Consider the following 17,141-nt stretch of genomic DNA (forward strand, 5'->3'; position numbering starts at 1 on the left):
TACCCTCTTATGGCTCATCGTTATATACAGCAAAAAATATAAGCTGTTGTATTTCTGAACAATAACCAAAATAAAAACCTATTTCCATATAAAATAACGATTATTATTTATTTAACAAAGCAATCCATTACCAATTTTATACAGTATATCTCTTTGATATTTACGAACTCGTTACTATCTTATTGATTCTTGTCGAACGGAATAAGGTCAAAATAAGGTTTCCCTTGGCGTGCAAAAGAAGGACTATAAAAAGGATCATTATCAAGTAATTTTCCCCATCTTTTCCGCATTACTTTCACTTCCTTTTCAAATCTATCTAATTTTTCCTTGGTATCATCTAACCCTCTACTGAGAGATTCATGGTGTTCAGCAACAAAATCTGGCGTGATAATGATTTTATATCCCAACTGCGTAATTTTTAAACATAAATCAATATCATTAAAAGCAACCTTCAATGTTTTAGCATCAAACCCACCAACTTCTTCAAATACCTTTCGAGGAACCAACATACATGCTGCTGTAACAGCTGATACTTGATGAGGAAGCCATGCACGAGCACCATACCCAGGGTAAAACTCTGATTCATGCGAAAAAGCATGACCTGCCACACCCATCCAACCTAAAACAACCCCACAATGTTGGATCATTCTATTTTGATATAAAAATTTTCCACCAACAGCACCAACATTAGCGTCAATGACCATTTCTCCAAGCATGGTATCTAACCATAACTCATCCTGTACAAATAAATCATTATTTAAAAAAACAATATAGTCAGATGATGTTCTTTTTACCGCTAAATTATTAATTTTTGAATAATTAAATGCATACGGATAATTGATAATTTTTACTTTCTCATTTTTAGAGATTTTCTCTAAATATAAAAGAGTTTCCTGTTCTTTAGAGTTATTGTTAACCAGAACAATTTGTATGTTATGCCGTTTAGTGTACTTTAAAACATGTTCAACACATTTTTGTGTAAAATGAACCTGATCTTTAAACGGAATAATAATAGCAACAGACTGATTTGGTTCAACAGACGCTGTTATATGATACATACTATGTTTACCATAGCTATCCACCGTTGCCTTTACATTTAAACGGCTTAAATGATCAGATACAGCTTTAATTCCAGCACCTATAACATAAGGCTTTGTCTCTGTAGATGAGGCTGTTGAAGTCGCCGTTTTACGCCAATGATACAATATTTCAGGAACATGAACAATTTGATGGGGCTGCACCAGTTCAATACAACGCAAAAGAAAATCATGATCTTGTGCACCATTATATTGTGTATCTAAATAACCAACTTGCTGAACCAAAGTTCGACGAACCATTGTTAAATGGTTTATATAGTTACAACCTAATAAATATCGATAGTTCCATTCTGGTTTGAACATAGGATCTGATATAATCCCATCATCATCGATCTTATCTTCATCAGAATATAAAATATTTACTTGATTATGAGGGTCGAATGCCAACATTCTTTCTATAGCACAATCAACAAGCACATCATCATGATCAAAAAAAGCAATCCATTCACCTTGTGCTAGATCAAGACAAGCATTCGTTGCCTCAGATATTCCTCTATTTTTCTCAGCAATAATATATTTAACTCGTGAATCTTTTTTTGCTATTTTTTTAATCTCTGCAACAATAATACTATCCCCTCCACCATCATCACAAAGAATAAGCTCTATATTTTTATATGTCTGATTTAACACAGAGTAAACAGCTGCTTGGAAGTCCTTTAAAACTGGTCGATACACAGGACATACAACAGAAACTAACGGTCTTACTTTAAGTGACGTAGTCTTAATTTTTTTGTGCAACTCTAAATGATGTTGATAAAACCAAGACGCATAGTTCAAAACAGTTCCACCGTCATAAGGGAGAACTTCTTCTACATTTCTTAAAGCATGTTGTATTGCTTCAGTTAGAATATTATCCTTTATTTTTATTTTCTCTAGGTGACGATCTATATCTTTGATCTTATTAGCAACAGAAACTATTTTGTCAATTTGATCATTCAGCGCAACACCAAATAAAGCAGGACTACCTGGTAGTTCAATCATTTCAGGTAATAAATAAAAACGATAAACTTTATCAGTTCCATCTCTTAACTCTGTAGGGATAGAATATGAAAACCCAGAATATAAATCTATACCATGAGCATCATATACATCTTTCCGAGGTTCATCGGCCAATACACTTGCGATCGGGCGATGACCTAAACAAATAAGAACATGACACTTTGTTTCAAAATTTGCGTAACTACAATCTCGTGCAATTGACACCCATCCCCTAAGATTACCATTAATAGGATCATCAACATGCCCAATAACCCGAGGTTGAAATGCTATTTCAAAAGGATGTTCTTTAACTTTTTTCCCATTTACATAAAATTTAATATAATAATCATGTTGATCACGAATCATTATGATATGTTTCTGACCATCAAGGTAATGCGTTGGTAACTTATAAGAAAAACCTACGAACTCTTTATTTATTTTAGATTTTTTAACATCTGAGCGAGATTTATTACATTGTAAAGAGCCAACCAACTTCCTATCAATATAAATAGACAAATTAACAGGCTCATCTACCAATACATCACAAGCCCATCCTTTTATTTCATTCGCATTAACTTCATCTAAAAAACATAATATATTAGATGAAATTTGAACTGGACCATCATAAGTAGATGGAATAGCTGAAAGAGGTTTATAATTTTGACCTAGTTGAGATAACTTGTCCCAAACTTTCTGTGCGGCATCATATGCTGTATAATCAAGGATATCATTTTGATCATAATCTTGAAAAATACTCCATTCTCTTACACTTCCCCCAGGCTGTTTTCTTGCAATACGCCGTTGCCAATGCTCTCTGCTACGAATAATATAATGATGAATACGCCATTTAGCCTGCAAAATAGCATTCGATGCCACAATCCCATCAGATGACCATTGAATAATTTTATTATCTAAATTAACAATAGGCTCTCCTACATCTACAAAATGAGGATTAACAACTTTTTTTGCAAAAGCTGTCTTGAAAAACATTTTAACATGTCTGTTAATGTTTTCCGTATCCGCTCCTCTTAAAGTATACGCTTCAAGAACTAAACGTTCCTTAGAATCCTCCAAATTAGAAGAACCAAAAGTCATCCAGTTTAATGCAAAACCTTTAGAGCCCGACATTTGATTCAAAAGGTCATTTAAATTCTCATCTTTAGGAGGAATTAGAAATTCATCAGCATCTAAAAAACACATCCATTCCGCAGAGTCACGATATTTTTTTATTGCATGAGTGTATGCTGCACCTTGTTTTGTAAGACCTTTAATAGGATGCATACCATCTTTCCATAAGACGTAATCTACAGGAAAATATCGACTGGCATATTTTATTATTTCAGATGTACGATCTGTTGATTCATTGTCATAAATAACAATTTTTTCAAAACCAATTAGAGCGTGATGACATATCCATTCAAGGATGTCATTTTCTTCATTTTTAACAATAAGAACTAGGAGACTTTGAAACATCAGAATTTTATCACAAACAGCTATTAGATAAGCGAATATAACTTTATACTAGGCCAATTTAGTAACATACTTTTGAAATTAAACCAAAACTAATCGTTAATAAACTTAATCAATACTCTTTTTTTCATTTACTTTTCCCACCAATCACTATAGTCACTTTAATGTTTAATACATATATCCTTTTTCACCAAGAACTGTTTCAATAACCAATTATAACTTATTCGTGTTTAATTAAACACTGGAAAGCGCTTTAAAAATTTTAGATTATTATTTCCTTAAAGGATCTAATAATTTTATTTCAGATAATTTTTGTTGATTAGCCACATCCCACATCACAATACGATCTGGTAAACCTCCCCCACTAAGAGATATTACCATCATTTGATCTGATTGTCGAAAGATTTGGGTAATATGCGTTCCATTCGGTTCTTGTAAAACACTTACAGGGCGCATCACCGAAGCGGGTACAGATGATGTCGGTATTGTCGACATTACAGTTGCTGGATGATCATTTTTATGAATAAGTCGACTGACAATAACGAAAATTAAAACTGTTGTTGCCACAACAATTAAAACCCCTAGAAAAATAACTAACGCTAACATTCCTTTATTTTTTTGTGTTAAAGGTTCTGTTGTCTGTTCTGGCAGCATATTCTTCACTTTTTTGGAACTTTCTTTATGTCTGATACAAATAATAAAACTGAGTCTTCTTTTGTAGCCCTAGTTGCAAGAGAAAACAATAATATCCGTCTTGATCGTTTCCTTGCTCAAACTTACCATGACTATTCTAGATCTCGCCTTAAATCGCTAATAGAGCAAGGACTGTGCCAACGCAATCATTTAATAGTACGTGATCCATCAACTTCAGTCAAAGAAAACGATCATATAGAATTACACATTCCTCAAGCTAAACCTTACGCTCTAGAAGCCCAAAAAATTGATTTAGACATTTTATACGAAGATCACGATTTAATTGTTGTTAACAAATCCGCAGGCCTAGTCGTCCATCCTGCACCAGGCAATGAAGATGGAACCCTAGTTAACGCGCTTTTAGCACATTGTGGAGATACCCTTACAGGAATTGGTGGGGAAAAACGTCCAGGTATTGTGCATAGGTTGGACAAAGATACTTCAGGGATTATTGTCGTTGCCAAAACAGAGCAAGCTTTAACTAAATTATCAGAAGATTTCGCCAACAGAAATATTGACCGTTTATATCTTGCTTTGTGTTGGGGGATCTTAAGCCCCACCAAAGGCAGTATTGAAGGAAATATCGGCCGAGATCCATATGATCGCAAAAGAATGGCCGTGGTTAAAAGAGGTGGAAAATTTGCCAGAACACATTATAAAACCCTTCAACTCATTAATCCTGCTATCAGTTTAATCCAATGTAAACTCGACACAGGGCGGACTCATCAGATACGTGTTCACCTTTCAAAAGAAGGCCACCCTTTAATCGGTGATCCTGTTTATTTAAAACGCGTTCCAACGATATCTAAACAGCTTTCGGATGAACAAAGAAATATTACGTTGGACTTTCCTCGACAAGCTCTACATGCAACCTTTTTAGGATTTTCCCATCCTATCACAGGGAAATATTTACAATTTGAAACCGAGTTACCTAAAGATATGCAAGATTTAATTAAAAATATAATTGTCAATATATAAAAATTCACAATTGAAAAAATTCATATTCCTTTTACATCTTATTTAATACCTAAATTCAACACGATATGACGATTCGTTCCATAGCGAATCGATTTAACACTTCGAATTCGTTATAAAACCCTTTAAAAATATTAATTTTTTTCGTTAATTTTTTATTAACAAAAACTTTACTTTATGCCATAAGCATATTTAAAATCTAACCTTACAGGGTGCAATTTATTAACAATCAATTTTATTGCATATTTAAATCGTTTTTCTCGATGAAAAGGCAACAAAAAAAGATGTTATTTTTTTGACAGGACCATTTTGGTCTGATATTAAATAATTGTTAGGTAACAATCACCTAGCAACATAAAAGCAGCAAATAAAGCTGTATTATAAATAAGTATAAAGATCTACAAATCTATTTTGCAATAGCAGAATACAATATCATAAGGAGCATATGTTATGGTGTCGTCAATGTTAAAAATAAGTCCAGATACTAATCTTACTCAATATATGCAATATACACGTAAGTTTCCTCTATTAACTCTTGAGGAAGAATACAAATATGCAAAAAAATGGAAAGATGAAGGCGATATAGAAGCTGCACATCGTTTAGTTTCTGCTCATCTAAGATTAGTAATCAAAATTGCTGCTGGTTATAAAGGTTATGGTCTACCTTTGAACGAGTTGATCAGCGAAGGAAATATTGGGATGTTACAAGCAATACAACGCTTTGATCCTGAAAGAGGTTTTCGCTTTACAACTTACGCAATTTGGTGGATTAAGGCCGCTATACAAGAATACATCTTGCACAGCTGGTCTTTGGTTAAAATTGGCACAACAGCAACTCAAAAGAAGCTTTTCTTTAACCTACGTCGCGTTAAAAGTCAGATTAGAGCTTTGGGTGAAAATGATTTAGATCCAGAGCAACTTGAGGCAATTTCCAAAGCATTAGGCGTTGCCAAAGAAGAGGTTCAAAATATGAATCAACGCTTAAGCGCTCACGATCACAGTCTAAACACACCAATCGGTAATGACAGTGATTATGACGAGTGGCAAAGTATGTTAGTTGATGACAGTATCAATCAAGAGGAGAGTTATGCTGAAGAACAAGAACTTTCAAATCGTAGAACACTTTTGCATGAAGCAATGCAATCTTTAAAACCCAGAGAACGTGAAATCTTGGTTGAAAGAAGACTAAAAGAAAAACCTGCAACGTTAGAGGAGTTGTCTCAAGTCTATAACATTTCAAGAGAGCGTATCAGACAAATCGAAGTCAGAGCTTTTGAAAAACTTCAAGAGGTAATACAAGCTTCTACTTTTTTTTCTGATAATAGTAGTAGCCATATCCAAAGACATGCTATTGCTTGACTGTAAACTTCACTTTTTACTTCAGACACTTTTTAATATCAGAGGATTATATATAAATATAATCCTCTTTTTTTGTTATTTAATGTAAGATCATTGGTAAAAAAAATCGTAAAATTCCTGCTGACCCTATACCGACGACTAATGTTACTAAAAAAGAAAAACGCATCGCGGTAATAATTGTTAAAGTAACCGCGATTAAATCTGATAATTTTCCTGTTACAAAAATTGGGGCAATCAAAGAGATCATAACGCAACCAGGTAAAATTTCTAACACTCTCGTTAACTTGGGATAATCTTTATTCCTAAGTAAAAGGTACCCACTAATCCGTGTTAGGTATGTTACAAATCCCATACCAACAATCGTTAAAAACGAATGTTCATTAATCAGATTATTCAGCATGTTTTACCTCAAAAAAACGCGAGGGCATACATAATACCATAAGCAACCCTGTCATTGTTCCTGCGATAACATACCAGGCACCAGGCACCATTAAATGTACAATGCAAGCAACTAACAAACTACATATCCATGGAATTCCTCGACGCCATCCATTCCACATACCCCGTAATAGTACAATAAAAACTGCGGGAAAGGCCATATCAAACCCATATTGGGTTAAATCCCCCAATAATGGTCCCACAAACATTCCTAAGACTGCAGAAACAATCCAAGTTATATAAAAAGAAACAGCAATCGTAATATAAAAAGGATAACTAAATGGTTCTCTGTATCCTTCTTCCATCCGACGATAACTATCCTGCAAAGAAAGCGCCCATGTTTCATCGCAAAGCAGAAAGAACGATAATAACATTTTACGCACAGGCTGCCTGCGACAAATAGGGATCATTGTTGCTCCCATCAAAATATGACGGCAATTTACCAACAAAGTCATACAAACAATCAAAAGTAAAGGTGGTATTTGTTGCCACAGGCCAATAGCGACAAACTCAGACCCACCTGCAAAATTTAGCCCGCACATTAAAACCAGTTCTAATAAGCTCATCCCTTTAATTTTGGCTTGTGCCCCAAGCATCATTCCAAATGGAATAAAACTGATAATCAAAGGAATAGCTACTTTAAATGCCCTTACGCATTCTTTATATGTATGATGTTTTAATTTCTGTTGTGCAACAGAGGAAACTGACATTTCCTTTTCCTATTTTTAAAGTGAAGAAAAATCTTAGTCAGTTAAATTTAAGATGTAAACCAATTTCCTTTTATTTTAATAGACCTAACATTAATTTCCCCCATTCTGCCACATAACTTGGCGTAACCATTGTTGCCTGGGATCTTTATGATTGCGTTCATGCCACGCCATAATCTTGGTATATCCTTTTACTTCGATCGGGGGATCAATTAATATAATATTTTTGAAATTCTTAACAACCCGCTCTGGCGCCACAGCGATAAAATCGCTTTTTTCCAAAACACATGGCAATAATAAAAAACTGGTAACCGATAAAGCAACCTTTCGACTTAATCCTAATTGTTTTAATGCTTCATCCGTAACCCCGCAAAATTGTCCCCCATGATGAGAGACCAATACATGCTCATAAGCACAAAAATTTTCTAAACTTATTTTGCCCAAGCTTACCAAAGGATGATCTTTTCTCATAACACAAACATAACGCTCTTGATACAAAACACGTTGGTATAAAAAATCAGATATATTTTCTGGAGACGTTAAAAGCACATCCAACTCTCCGCGCTCAAGCATTAACTGTACATCAAGTTGATGATAAGAAAGGAAAGCCACATTCACATGAGGCGCTTGTTGTTTTAAAGCCATAACAAAAGGAACTCCTGTAACCAGCATATCATTATCATTGGCGGCAATATTAAACGTCATTTCCAGATCAACAGGATTAAACTGTGGTGGTTGCATTAACATATGAATATCTGATAAAATTTTCTTGATAGGCTCTGCCAAACTTAACGCACGATCCGTCGGCACCACTCCATGTGGCGCACGAATAAATAATGGATCCTTGAATTGCTCTCTTAATCGGCCTAACATAATACTGACCGCAGGTTGTGTAAGAGATAATGTCCTGGCTGCACGTGTGACATTACGCTCATCCAGCAACGCGTTCATAACTTTAAGCAAATTAAAATCCAAAGAACTGATATTATCCATTTTTATAATCTTTATATAAATTATTAATTATATTTATATCTAATTTATTCCTATGATGAAAACAATCAATCATTCTTAGATAAAGAGATTCAAATGACAAAATTATATAGTTTAAATACACCCTATCAAATCAAAGGGCTTTCTTTGAAAAACCGTGTTGTTATGCCTCCAATGTGCCAATATCAAGCTCAAAATGGTATTGTCAATCAATGGCACCACATTCATTATGCCTCTCGCGCAGTTGGAGGGGTTGGATTGATTATTGTTGAAATGACCAGCGTTGCTGAAAATGGAAGAATTTCCCCATATTGCCTGGGATTATGGAACGATGCACAACGTGATGCATTCAAACCTATTATTGATGCAGTGCATGCACAAGATGCAAAGATCGCTATTCAAATTGCACATTCTGGACGCAAAGCTTTGGGTGAAAAAAATGTCGTATCTTCCTCGCCTATAATTTACGATGGCAGTGTCGATGCTGGTGAAGGAAAATGGGAATATAAAACCCCAAAAGAACTTACAAAATCTGAAATATTAGACCTTGTACAAGCATTCCAAAATACTGCGAAACGCGCAATAGAGGCTGGGTTTGATGCCATTGAACTGCATGGGGCTCATGGATATTTAATTCACCAATTTCATTCTCCTAAAATGAATCTGCGTACAGATGAATATGGACAAGACAAATTTCTGTTTGGTAAGCAAATCATTAAAGCAGTTAAAGATATTATGCCTGCAGAGATGCCTTTAATCATTCGAATTTCTGCTCAAGAATTCAGTAAAAATGGGTATGATGTTACTTATGGTTGTAAAATCGCCAAAGAATATGTCGATGCTGGTATAGACGTGATACATGTGAGTGGCGGTGGAGATGGGCCACTTGATAACAATCATCGCCCCTCTTTTCATGCAGGTTATCAAGTGTATCTTGCCAAAGCAGTTAAACAAACGGTTAATGTTCCCGTTATTGCAGTTGGAAAACTAGAAGATCCTGAATTAGCAGATTATGTTCTAAATTCTGGTGATGCTGACCTGGTTGCTATTGGAAGAGGTTTATTAAAAGATCCTTATTGGGTTTTAAATACGCAATACAAGCATAACCCTCCGAATGAAGCCATTCAGTTTGTTCCAAAAGCTTATCAAACATCATTGTCTCTTGAACTGAATAAGAAATAAAATTAATAAGGCCTTAGTTAGTCACTATGGGCATAAGGCCTTTTTACAGTATAATAAAATTACAATATGAAGAATTAGTAACAACAAGCCAAATATACTAGTATATTTGGTAACCTGATCAACCGATTGCTTACAAAAACAAAGGCTAATATGTTATAAAAACACGTTTGTTTAAAAATCAATTTATTTTGGTTTAATCAAAACGATGTCTAATATAAAACAGTTCATATTATTATAATTTACAAAAAAAAGTCCAACTTTGAAATTGAACTCTTTTTAACAGGTAATATTTTAAAATTCATTAAGAATTAAAAGAATATTCTCCTTCAACTTCTTCATCAACTGGAAAGATAAAATCATATCCCAGATTGAAGAGAAATGTATAAACTAAATAGAACAATACAATAGTAATATCCATTAAAAAGGCTGAAATCAAACTGATTCCCAAATACCAAGCAACAATAGGAACAAGAGAGATCGTTAAGCCCGCTTCGAATAAAATCGCATGGAATACACGAATAACGATATTTTTTTGAGTTGTGCCGCGGAAGTAAAGTATCACTTTATCAAAAGATAAATTATAAACAAAATTCCAAATTGTAGAAGCCAAAGATGAAGCAATTGCGACAACACTCATCTCGGTAATAGGTTGGTTAAACAATAATACACCAACGGGTATAAACAAAAACAATCCAATTATCTCATAAACAACCGCATGCCGAACTCTATCTCGGAAGGTACGCATTTAAAAATACTCTTTTTTACATTATTAATTCTTACTTTTAACTAATCTTTTTATAGATTATAGTTTTACATCATTTAGGTTTAATTTTTTTTCTTCTTTTTACTTTGTTATTACTTAACCTAACTATATCTGCTTTATTTTTAGAAGTAAATAACAACAGATAACTCATAGTGCTTCAAATTTGAAACATAAGAGAGAATTATAACATTCAAGCGAATGACAATATATTTAATAACATTTAGAGATTCATGAATTTATATAATGATTGATATTAAAAAAATGCCTTAAATTCAAATATTATAAAACTATAAAAGCATTTGTTATCGTGAAAATATTCATTTTTATTTTCAAAAAAAATCAATCCGCGGATTATATAAAATATATTAACAAATATATATAATTTATTTTAAAACGTTAAAAATAAATTATCATATAAAGATAATACAAAGAAATTCGCTATTTTTAAAACTTATAATTTCTTTTAAAAACAGACAGTTATATATCTTATATCGTATTTAAACTACATTTTTTGATGTATAAAATACTCTATAAGCATATTTCTTGAATTAAAAGTAATCACTTATTGTATTAATCAATTCCTTAAGATTAAGATCAATATATAATTTATTTTACCATAGATAAGACATTGCATTTTTAAATACAGAAACTTATCTGATTTTAAAAGATTGAATCACGATTATGGAAAAATCCAAGAACACCTCACAAAAATGGTCTATGATCATTATTTTATCATCAATTACATCTGCCCTTGCTGGCTTTTTATTTGGATACGATACAGTAGTCATATCTGGAGCAGAATTAAAAATCCAAGCGCTTTGGAATTTAAGCCCACAATTACATGGTTTCGTCACAGCATCAGCATTATATGGTACTGTTGTCGGAGCATTAATTGGTATTTGGCCAGCCAATCATTTTGGTCGAAAAATTACACTTTTGATTATTGCCCTTATTTATGTCGTATCTTCATTAGGTACAGCATTCGCACCAGAAGTATATTCGTTTGTTTTTATGCGTTTTCTTGGGGGGCTAGCTATTGGTGCATCAACTGTGGTTGCACCACTTTATATTGCTGAAATTTCTCCACCACAATATCGTGGACGTTTGGCTGGAATGTTTCAATTAAACGTTGTTTTATCTATGGTTATCGCTTATATCGCCAATTCACTCATTGCTGGTATGGGGGAACATGATTGGCGTTGGATGCTTGGGATGGCTGCTATCCCTTCAATAATTTACACAATTTGTTGTTTATTTATTCCTGAAAGCCCAAGATGGTTAATTAGCATTAAAAATAACACGACAGAAGCAACATCTGTATTAAAACGTTTTTATCCAACAGAAACACCCGAACAAATTGAGAATATTGTTGCAACTATCAAAAATGAAACACAATCAAAATTATCTAATGAAAAATTCTGGAGTTGGCGTTTACATCTTCCTATTTTCTTAGCAATCTTAATTGCACTTTTTAATCAAGCTTCTGGTATTAATGCAGTGCTTTACTTTGCACCACGAATTTTTGAACTTACAGGTCTGGGTGAAAAAGCTGCACTTCTACAATCGATCGGCGTTGGTGTGACATTCCTTATTTTTACAGCGGTTGGAGTGGCATTAATCGATCGTTTAGGGAGGAAAACCCTGCTTTATATCGGTGGAGTTGGATATGTAATTTCACTTGCACTAATTGCTTGGGGATTTGCATATCAATATTACGTAATTATCCCCCCTTGTATTTTCTTGTTTATCGCCTCTCATGCTATTGGACAAGGCACGGTTATCTGGGTTCTTATTTCAGAGATTTTCCCCAATCAATTTCGTGCTCAAGGACAAGCTGTAGGCAGCTTTACCCATTGGTTATGTGCCGCTGTTATTACGACTGTTTTCCCAAGCCTAGTAACGAATTTCTCTCCAAGTTATGTCTTTATGTTCTTCTGTTTCATGATGATAATACAACTCTTTTGGATCAAATATATGGTTGTTGAAACCAAAGGAATACCTTTGGAAGAAGTACAAAAGAAACTCGGTATCATTTAAATTATTTACTTTAGCAACTTTTATTATCAGGCACGAAATTTAATTCGTGCCTTTTTTCATTTCGTTCAATAGAGGGAGGATATACTGGGCTCAAGGCCCTTAAAACAGAAAGTATATTTTCTTAAATTTAAAAAATCATTATATTATTATTTAGAAGCACTAGCTTGTATAATTTTTCTTTCTTTCACTGGAAAAATAAAATCATAAGCAATATTGAAAAAGAATGCATAAACTAGATAAAAAATAACAATACCCATATCCATAATAAATGCATCAAGAAAACTAATTTGCAAATACCATGCAATCCCTGGCAAAGTGACTAAGGTTAATCCTACTTCAAAAAGAATAGTATGTATTACTCTGATTTTTAGACTTTTTTTAACATAACCACGTAAAAATATTAAAGTTTTATCAAATCCAAGATTATAAATAAAATTCCAAATCGTAGCTGCCACAGAGGAAAAGATACCAATAACCCCCATATCAGTAACAGAGTGATTAAACACCCATACAGAGCACGGAATGAAAAAAATCAAACCAACGACTTCAAACATTAGCGCGTGACGAACTCTGTCCCAAAAGGTACGCATAACCTCTTTTTTTCCTTAATCTTGATGATATTATTTACATTTATAGAGATAACCATATATGCTTTATTTTTAGATGTAAATACACATGAAAAATTGCTGGCGGTTCATTTATGAAACATATAAATTGGGATAACCTTAAAATATTAGTCATCGTAGCAAGGTCAAAGACCCTTAGACGCGCTGCACAAAAAACAGGAATTAGTCCCGCGACACTTGCTAGGCGTATTGATGATTTAGAACACGAGCTTGGTGTAAAACTGATTGAACGTGTTCAGGCAGGCTGTATCCCTACCCCAGCAGGCGAAGATATCATCAAATGGGCAAAGGAGATGGAAGAAATTTCCTTTGAAATTGAACGTGCTGTCGATCAACAAGATTTTCATGAGGTTGAAGGAACGGTCAGAATTAATGCCGATGAATTAATATCTTATTTTTTAACATCTAGATTTGCAGAATTTCATAAATTATATCCTAATATTGAGATTGAAATCATTACATCTCACCGTGCATATAGCTTAACTCGATTGGAAGCTGACATCGGTATTCGAACTTTTCGACCAGAGCAAGGGGATCTGATTATCCAAAAAATCGGTACCTTATCTTATGGACTCTATTGTGGACAAAATTATTATAAAGAACATCAATCAATCATTGATAACCAAAATTGGAAAAAACTTGATTTTGTTGGTTTTGATGAAGTACGTTTACATTTTGAGACTGAAAAATGGCTGCGCTCATTACCAAATGCCCCGACGCCTTGGATGCGTTGCAGTTATGCCCTAGGAATCTTTGATGGGATTACTCATAATAATGGACTAGGCGTTTTAGATACTTTCGTCGGCACAGAAATTGCTGATCTTTTGCACCCTGTAATTCCACACATTCCTGAACTAGACCAAGAAATCTGGATTTCTGTCCATAGTGGCCTCAGATCCAGCGCCAGAATTAAAGCAGTAAAAAAATATATCAGCGATCTATTTATTAAAAAGTAATTTTTTTCTATTACATAAAAATAGTCATAAACATATCAAATATATTTTAAATAAAAGTTAATATATTGTTCTAAATTTAGAGGTGATTATGCCATTTCAAAAACTAAATCCTGCATCAGAATTGTATGACAAGTATAAAAAAAACACTACTCAATATAAAGATGATCTTAGTAATCTAAGAGAAACTGTTGCTGCTATTATTACCAAAAAACGTTTAGTATCCTATATGAACACGACAAAGTGGCTTAAACTTCAATCTGCAGTTCATCAACTATCTTTTCTTCCTGCCTATATTATAAAATCCATTACTGATAAAGAGAACAACCAAAATATAATCAAAGGACTTGAAAGACTAAAAAAAGAAGCACCATGGTGGCTTGGCGATTGGTCCAATTTTTACGAAGAAGGCATGCCACCTCTTTTTAATATCGAATGGATCAAAGTGCGTCCACAGCTTTCCATATCGAAAGGCGCATTAATTCAACCTGAAATCATAGATGAATCAGACTCTTTCAGAGTAATACTAAATGACCATTATATACCACATGAAGAAGCAAATCATATATTTACAATTTACGGTTACAAATAATTTTGATCTCCAATCAATACTTAATAACCTTATTCAACAACAAGAAAATCTTGAGCTCTTGGATTATTTCTCTATCTTTTGAATCATATCGTCTAACAAACTTACATCTATTTTCAGATCTTTATAAGACTTACTGCTGGGATTTGTAACCTCAATCGTTTGTTTTTCTTCAAAAGCTAGTTGTGCTTGATTCATATAAAATTCCAACACATGACCACTAATCTGATTACTTTCATCCAAGAAGTGAAAATGAAAACCTGGCACAGCAATACGACCAAAAATCTCGGGCGTCCAAAATCCAATTAATCTTCCTGCAATATATTGATGGGTATCTATTTTCTGTGATGCAGCAACCTCTTTTACATCTCTTACATGCCCTTCTGCTGAAGGATAAGGTCGCCTAAAAGTAACCTGTTCAAATACACCTTCTAAAGAAACTGCTAAAAAGATATTATCTGGCTGAGTAAAGCGTTTTAAATTTTCATAAATATTTTTATGGTGCACATGCTCAATCAAATATTCTTGCTCTGGCTTAAAATCAGTCAATTGAATAAAAGGCACTCTAGCTTCAAAATCTAATGTTTTCAATGTTTTTCCTGCTGTTCCTTCATAAGCCGTGCCATCAAATATCGTAAGCTCTCCATTCAAATCAGCGGAACAGCCCAACCCAAAATTACATCCACAACGTAATCTAGCAAAAGCTTGCTCACCTTGAATATGCCCTGCCATTAAGGCACCTATTGTTGAAAATTGAACAATCTTGCTCATTTATTCTTCCTTATTTTTCTGATTGTTATAAAAATTTTCTACTAATCTCATCCCAATAATCTTATCAGCAAATTCTTTGGCTGTCATAGGGGCAGAGGTATTTTCAGGTCGGTAAAGATATACTAACGCCCATAACAAAAAAGCAACCCCAAAAATTATAGAAAATATTGTTCCTACTAAAAAATACACAATACCGATACTTGAAAAAAGGATATAAAAGAATATAAGGCTCCACGCGATTGGAAAACTAAAATAATCATGCGCATCAAATGTATCATATGTTTCGCTTTTACTTAAACCCATTATAAAAGCAACTTTCTTTACCATTCTTTTGGCTTTATATCCACGCACAGCATAATCCCCTTTATTCACAAATTTTTTAGGCGAAAATACCGTATGATGAAGGGGTAAATATTTTTTCAATACATCATAAATCTTTGTATAATATTGCTCTTGATCTTGTTCTGAAAGCGCTCTAAATCTTTTCCACTGCGTTTGATAGATTTCTAAAATATTGATTAAAATATCTGCAAATTTCTTGATACTTAAGGGTTCAGGCTCATCAGTTTCAAAATAGTCCAAATACTCAAATCTTGAATATATAATTTCTTTTGGTAATGCAATTGCCTCACAAGCATCATAAACTAGTGCCGGAAAGAGCAAATCATCTACTCCATACTTCCCCTCATTTAACAAAATATCAGGCAGGCATTCTGATTTAGATTGAATATCTAAAAAGTTATAGCACACTGCATATATTTTATATTGCAACATCTCACGTTGCTCTGATGTAAAACCGCTTAATTGATCCATAAAATAATCCGTATAACTTCAAAAGCTACTTATTCTTGTCCCTAACAACCCCATATAAAAAACCCGACCAAACCCATGACAACAAAACAAAAGGAGCATAAATCAAAATTGCTAAGACGATACTCATTATAAGCACTTCCAAAAGCTCTTTTCCTGATGATATACCTACTCCTATATCATTATTCAAAATATCATCCTCGCTTGACCATGGATTAGTAATAAAACAAGTGCCACACATTAATAAAAATAGGCCGAAAAAGGGAATTGAAACAATTAAAGCACAACCTGCCCCTATCATTTGCAAAACATAGAAAATAATATCTTCTTTAATTCCCATTTGCCTTAGTGAAAAAAAGAACAATATATTAGCTTTTCGATGAACTAACTGAGATGTATTAACCGCCCTCTGTTGATGGAAACCATATCTACAACATGAAATAAAAAGCGCTAATAGAGTAAAAATTAAATACGTAAAAAAACTACGAATACAGGTATTCAACAAAGAACCTGAAAAATTATGAAAAAAGAACCGAATATAAGTAAATTGCAAAATAATCAATACAATGCTCAGACGATTTAAACCAACTGAAATACGGTCTTCTTTTAACCCTAGTTTTTTAAGAAAATAATTCATTATTTAAACGCATTATATAAATTAAACATAAAAAAAGGATAGCTCTAAAGCTATCCTTTGTAAAAG

The 17,141-nt window shown here is 33.5% G+C and carries 16 protein-coding genes; 6 read left to right on the forward strand and 10 right to left on the reverse strand.

Annotated features, from left to right (window positions below; genetic code table 11):
- Nucleotides 1-179: 179 nt before the first annotated feature.
- Both COMX_RS06410 and COMX_RS06415 read right to left on the reverse strand, forming a co-directional pair.
- Complete coding sequence (locus COMX_RS06410; protein ID WP_051461928.1) at nt 180-3,548, reverse strand: glycosyltransferase; 3,369 nt, start codon at nt 3,546-3,548, stop codon at nt 180-182.
- Between the two features lie 267 nt (nt 3,549-3,815).
- Nucleotides 3,816-4,199, reverse strand: coding sequence for a hypothetical protein (locus COMX_RS06415; RefSeq protein ID WP_051461929.1), 384 nt, complete (start codon nt 4,197-4,199; stop codon nt 3,816-3,818).
- 27 nt (nt 4,200-4,226) lie between these two features.
- On the opposite strand from COMX_RS06415, the gene COMX_RS06420 reads away from it, so the two are divergent.
- Nucleotides 4,227-5,216, forward strand: a complete 990-nt coding sequence (locus COMX_RS06420; protein WP_034338297.1) for an RluA family pseudouridine synthase — start codon at nt 4,227-4,229, stop codon at nt 5,214-5,216.
- A gap of 447 nt (nt 5,217-5,663) precedes the next feature.
- Nucleotides 5,664-6,572 (forward strand): RNA polymerase sigma factor RpoH, encoded by a 909-nt coding sequence (gene rpoH / locus COMX_RS06425; RefSeq protein ID WP_034338300.1) that lies wholly within the window; start codon nt 5,664-5,666, stop codon nt 6,570-6,572.
- A 79-nt stretch (nt 6,573-6,651) separates the two neighbouring features.
- Here rpoH and COMX_RS06430 read toward each other — a convergent pair whose 3' ends face one another.
- From COMX_RS06430 to COMX_RS06440, 3 genes are all read right to left on the reverse strand, one after another.
- Nucleotides 6,652-6,972 carry an AzlD family protein gene (locus COMX_RS06430; RefSeq protein ID WP_200867609.1) on the reverse strand — a complete coding sequence of 107 codons (321 nt, stop codon included), beginning with the start codon at nt 6,970-6,972 and terminating at the stop codon, nt 6,652-6,654.
- Complete coding sequence (locus COMX_RS06435) at nt 6,962-7,720, reverse strand: AzlC family ABC transporter permease (RefSeq protein WP_034338303.1); 759 nt, start codon at nt 7,718-7,720, stop codon at nt 6,962-6,964. The genes COMX_RS06430 and COMX_RS06435 overlap by 11 nt, the downstream gene beginning before the upstream one ends.
- A 90-nt stretch (nt 7,721-7,810) precedes the next feature.
- Nucleotides 7,811-8,710: a LysR family transcriptional regulator gene (locus tag COMX_RS06440; protein WP_034338306.1), complete on the reverse strand. Its 900-nt coding sequence runs from the start codon at nt 8,708-8,710 to the stop codon at nt 7,811-7,813.
- 93 nt (nt 8,711-8,803) lie between these two features.
- On the opposite strand from COMX_RS06440, the gene COMX_RS06445 reads away from it, so the two are divergent.
- Nucleotides 8,804-9,889 (forward strand): NADH:flavin oxidoreductase/NADH oxidase, encoded by a 1,086-nt coding sequence (locus COMX_RS06445; RefSeq protein WP_034338309.1) that lies wholly within the window; start codon nt 8,804-8,806, stop codon nt 9,887-9,889.
- 301 nt (nt 9,890-10,190) lie between these two features.
- Here the strand turns inward: COMX_RS06445 and COMX_RS06450 are convergent, their stop codons facing one another.
- The gene (locus COMX_RS06450; RefSeq protein WP_034338311.1) at nt 10,191-10,634 is read right to left on the reverse strand and encodes a PACE efflux transporter; all 444 of its coding nucleotides are present in this window, start codon (nt 10,632-10,634) and stop codon (nt 10,191-10,193) included.
- A 699-nt stretch (nt 10,635-11,333) separates the two neighbouring features.
- Between COMX_RS06450 and COMX_RS06455 the strand changes: the two genes are divergently transcribed.
- Nucleotides 11,334-12,689, forward strand: coding sequence for a sugar porter family MFS transporter (locus COMX_RS06455; protein WP_200867610.1), 1,356 nt, complete (start codon nt 11,334-11,336; stop codon nt 12,687-12,689).
- A gap of 146 nt (nt 12,690-12,835) precedes the next feature.
- Here COMX_RS06455 and COMX_RS06460 read toward each other — a convergent pair whose 3' ends face one another.
- Nucleotides 12,836-13,279, reverse strand: coding sequence for a PACE efflux transporter (locus COMX_RS06460; RefSeq protein WP_034338313.1), 444 nt, complete (start codon nt 13,277-13,279; stop codon nt 12,836-12,838).
- 110 nt (nt 13,280-13,389) lie between these two features.
- Between COMX_RS06460 and COMX_RS06465 the strand changes: the two genes are divergently transcribed.
- Nucleotides 13,390-14,271, forward strand: a complete 882-nt coding sequence (locus COMX_RS06465) for a LysR family transcriptional regulator (RefSeq protein WP_034338316.1) — start codon at nt 13,390-13,392, stop codon at nt 14,269-14,271.
- Between the two features lie 88 nt (nt 14,272-14,359).
- Complete coding sequence (locus tag COMX_RS06470; protein WP_034338318.1) at nt 14,360-14,860, forward strand: DUF6678 family protein; 501 nt, start codon at nt 14,360-14,362, stop codon at nt 14,858-14,860.
- A 63-nt stretch (nt 14,861-14,923) separates the two neighbouring features.
- Here COMX_RS06470 and COMX_RS10700 read toward each other — a convergent pair whose 3' ends face one another.
- From COMX_RS10700 to COMX_RS06485, 3 genes are read right to left on the reverse strand one after another with little or no spacing between them, the layout of a single operon-like run.
- Nucleotides 14,924-15,628: an acetolactate decarboxylase gene (locus COMX_RS10700; RefSeq protein WP_051461930.1), complete on the reverse strand. Its 705-nt coding sequence runs from the start codon at nt 15,626-15,628 to the stop codon at nt 14,924-14,926.
- Nucleotides 15,629-16,441, reverse strand: a complete 813-nt coding sequence (locus COMX_RS06480; protein ID WP_034338320.1) for a hypothetical protein — start codon at nt 16,439-16,441, stop codon at nt 15,629-15,631.
- 25 nt (nt 16,442-16,466) lie between these two features.
- On the reverse strand, nt 16,467-17,075 hold the full coding sequence (locus COMX_RS06485) for a hypothetical protein (RefSeq protein ID WP_034338323.1): 609 nt from the start codon (nt 17,073-17,075) through the stop codon (nt 16,467-16,469).
- Nucleotides 17,076-17,141: the final 66 nt, after the last annotated feature.

Origin of the sequence: Commensalibacter papalotli (ex Servin-Garciduenas et al. 2014), assembly GCF_000527695.1 — a bacterium.
GTDB lineage: Bacteria > Pseudomonadota > Alphaproteobacteria > Acetobacterales > Acetobacteraceae > Commensalibacter > Commensalibacter papalotli.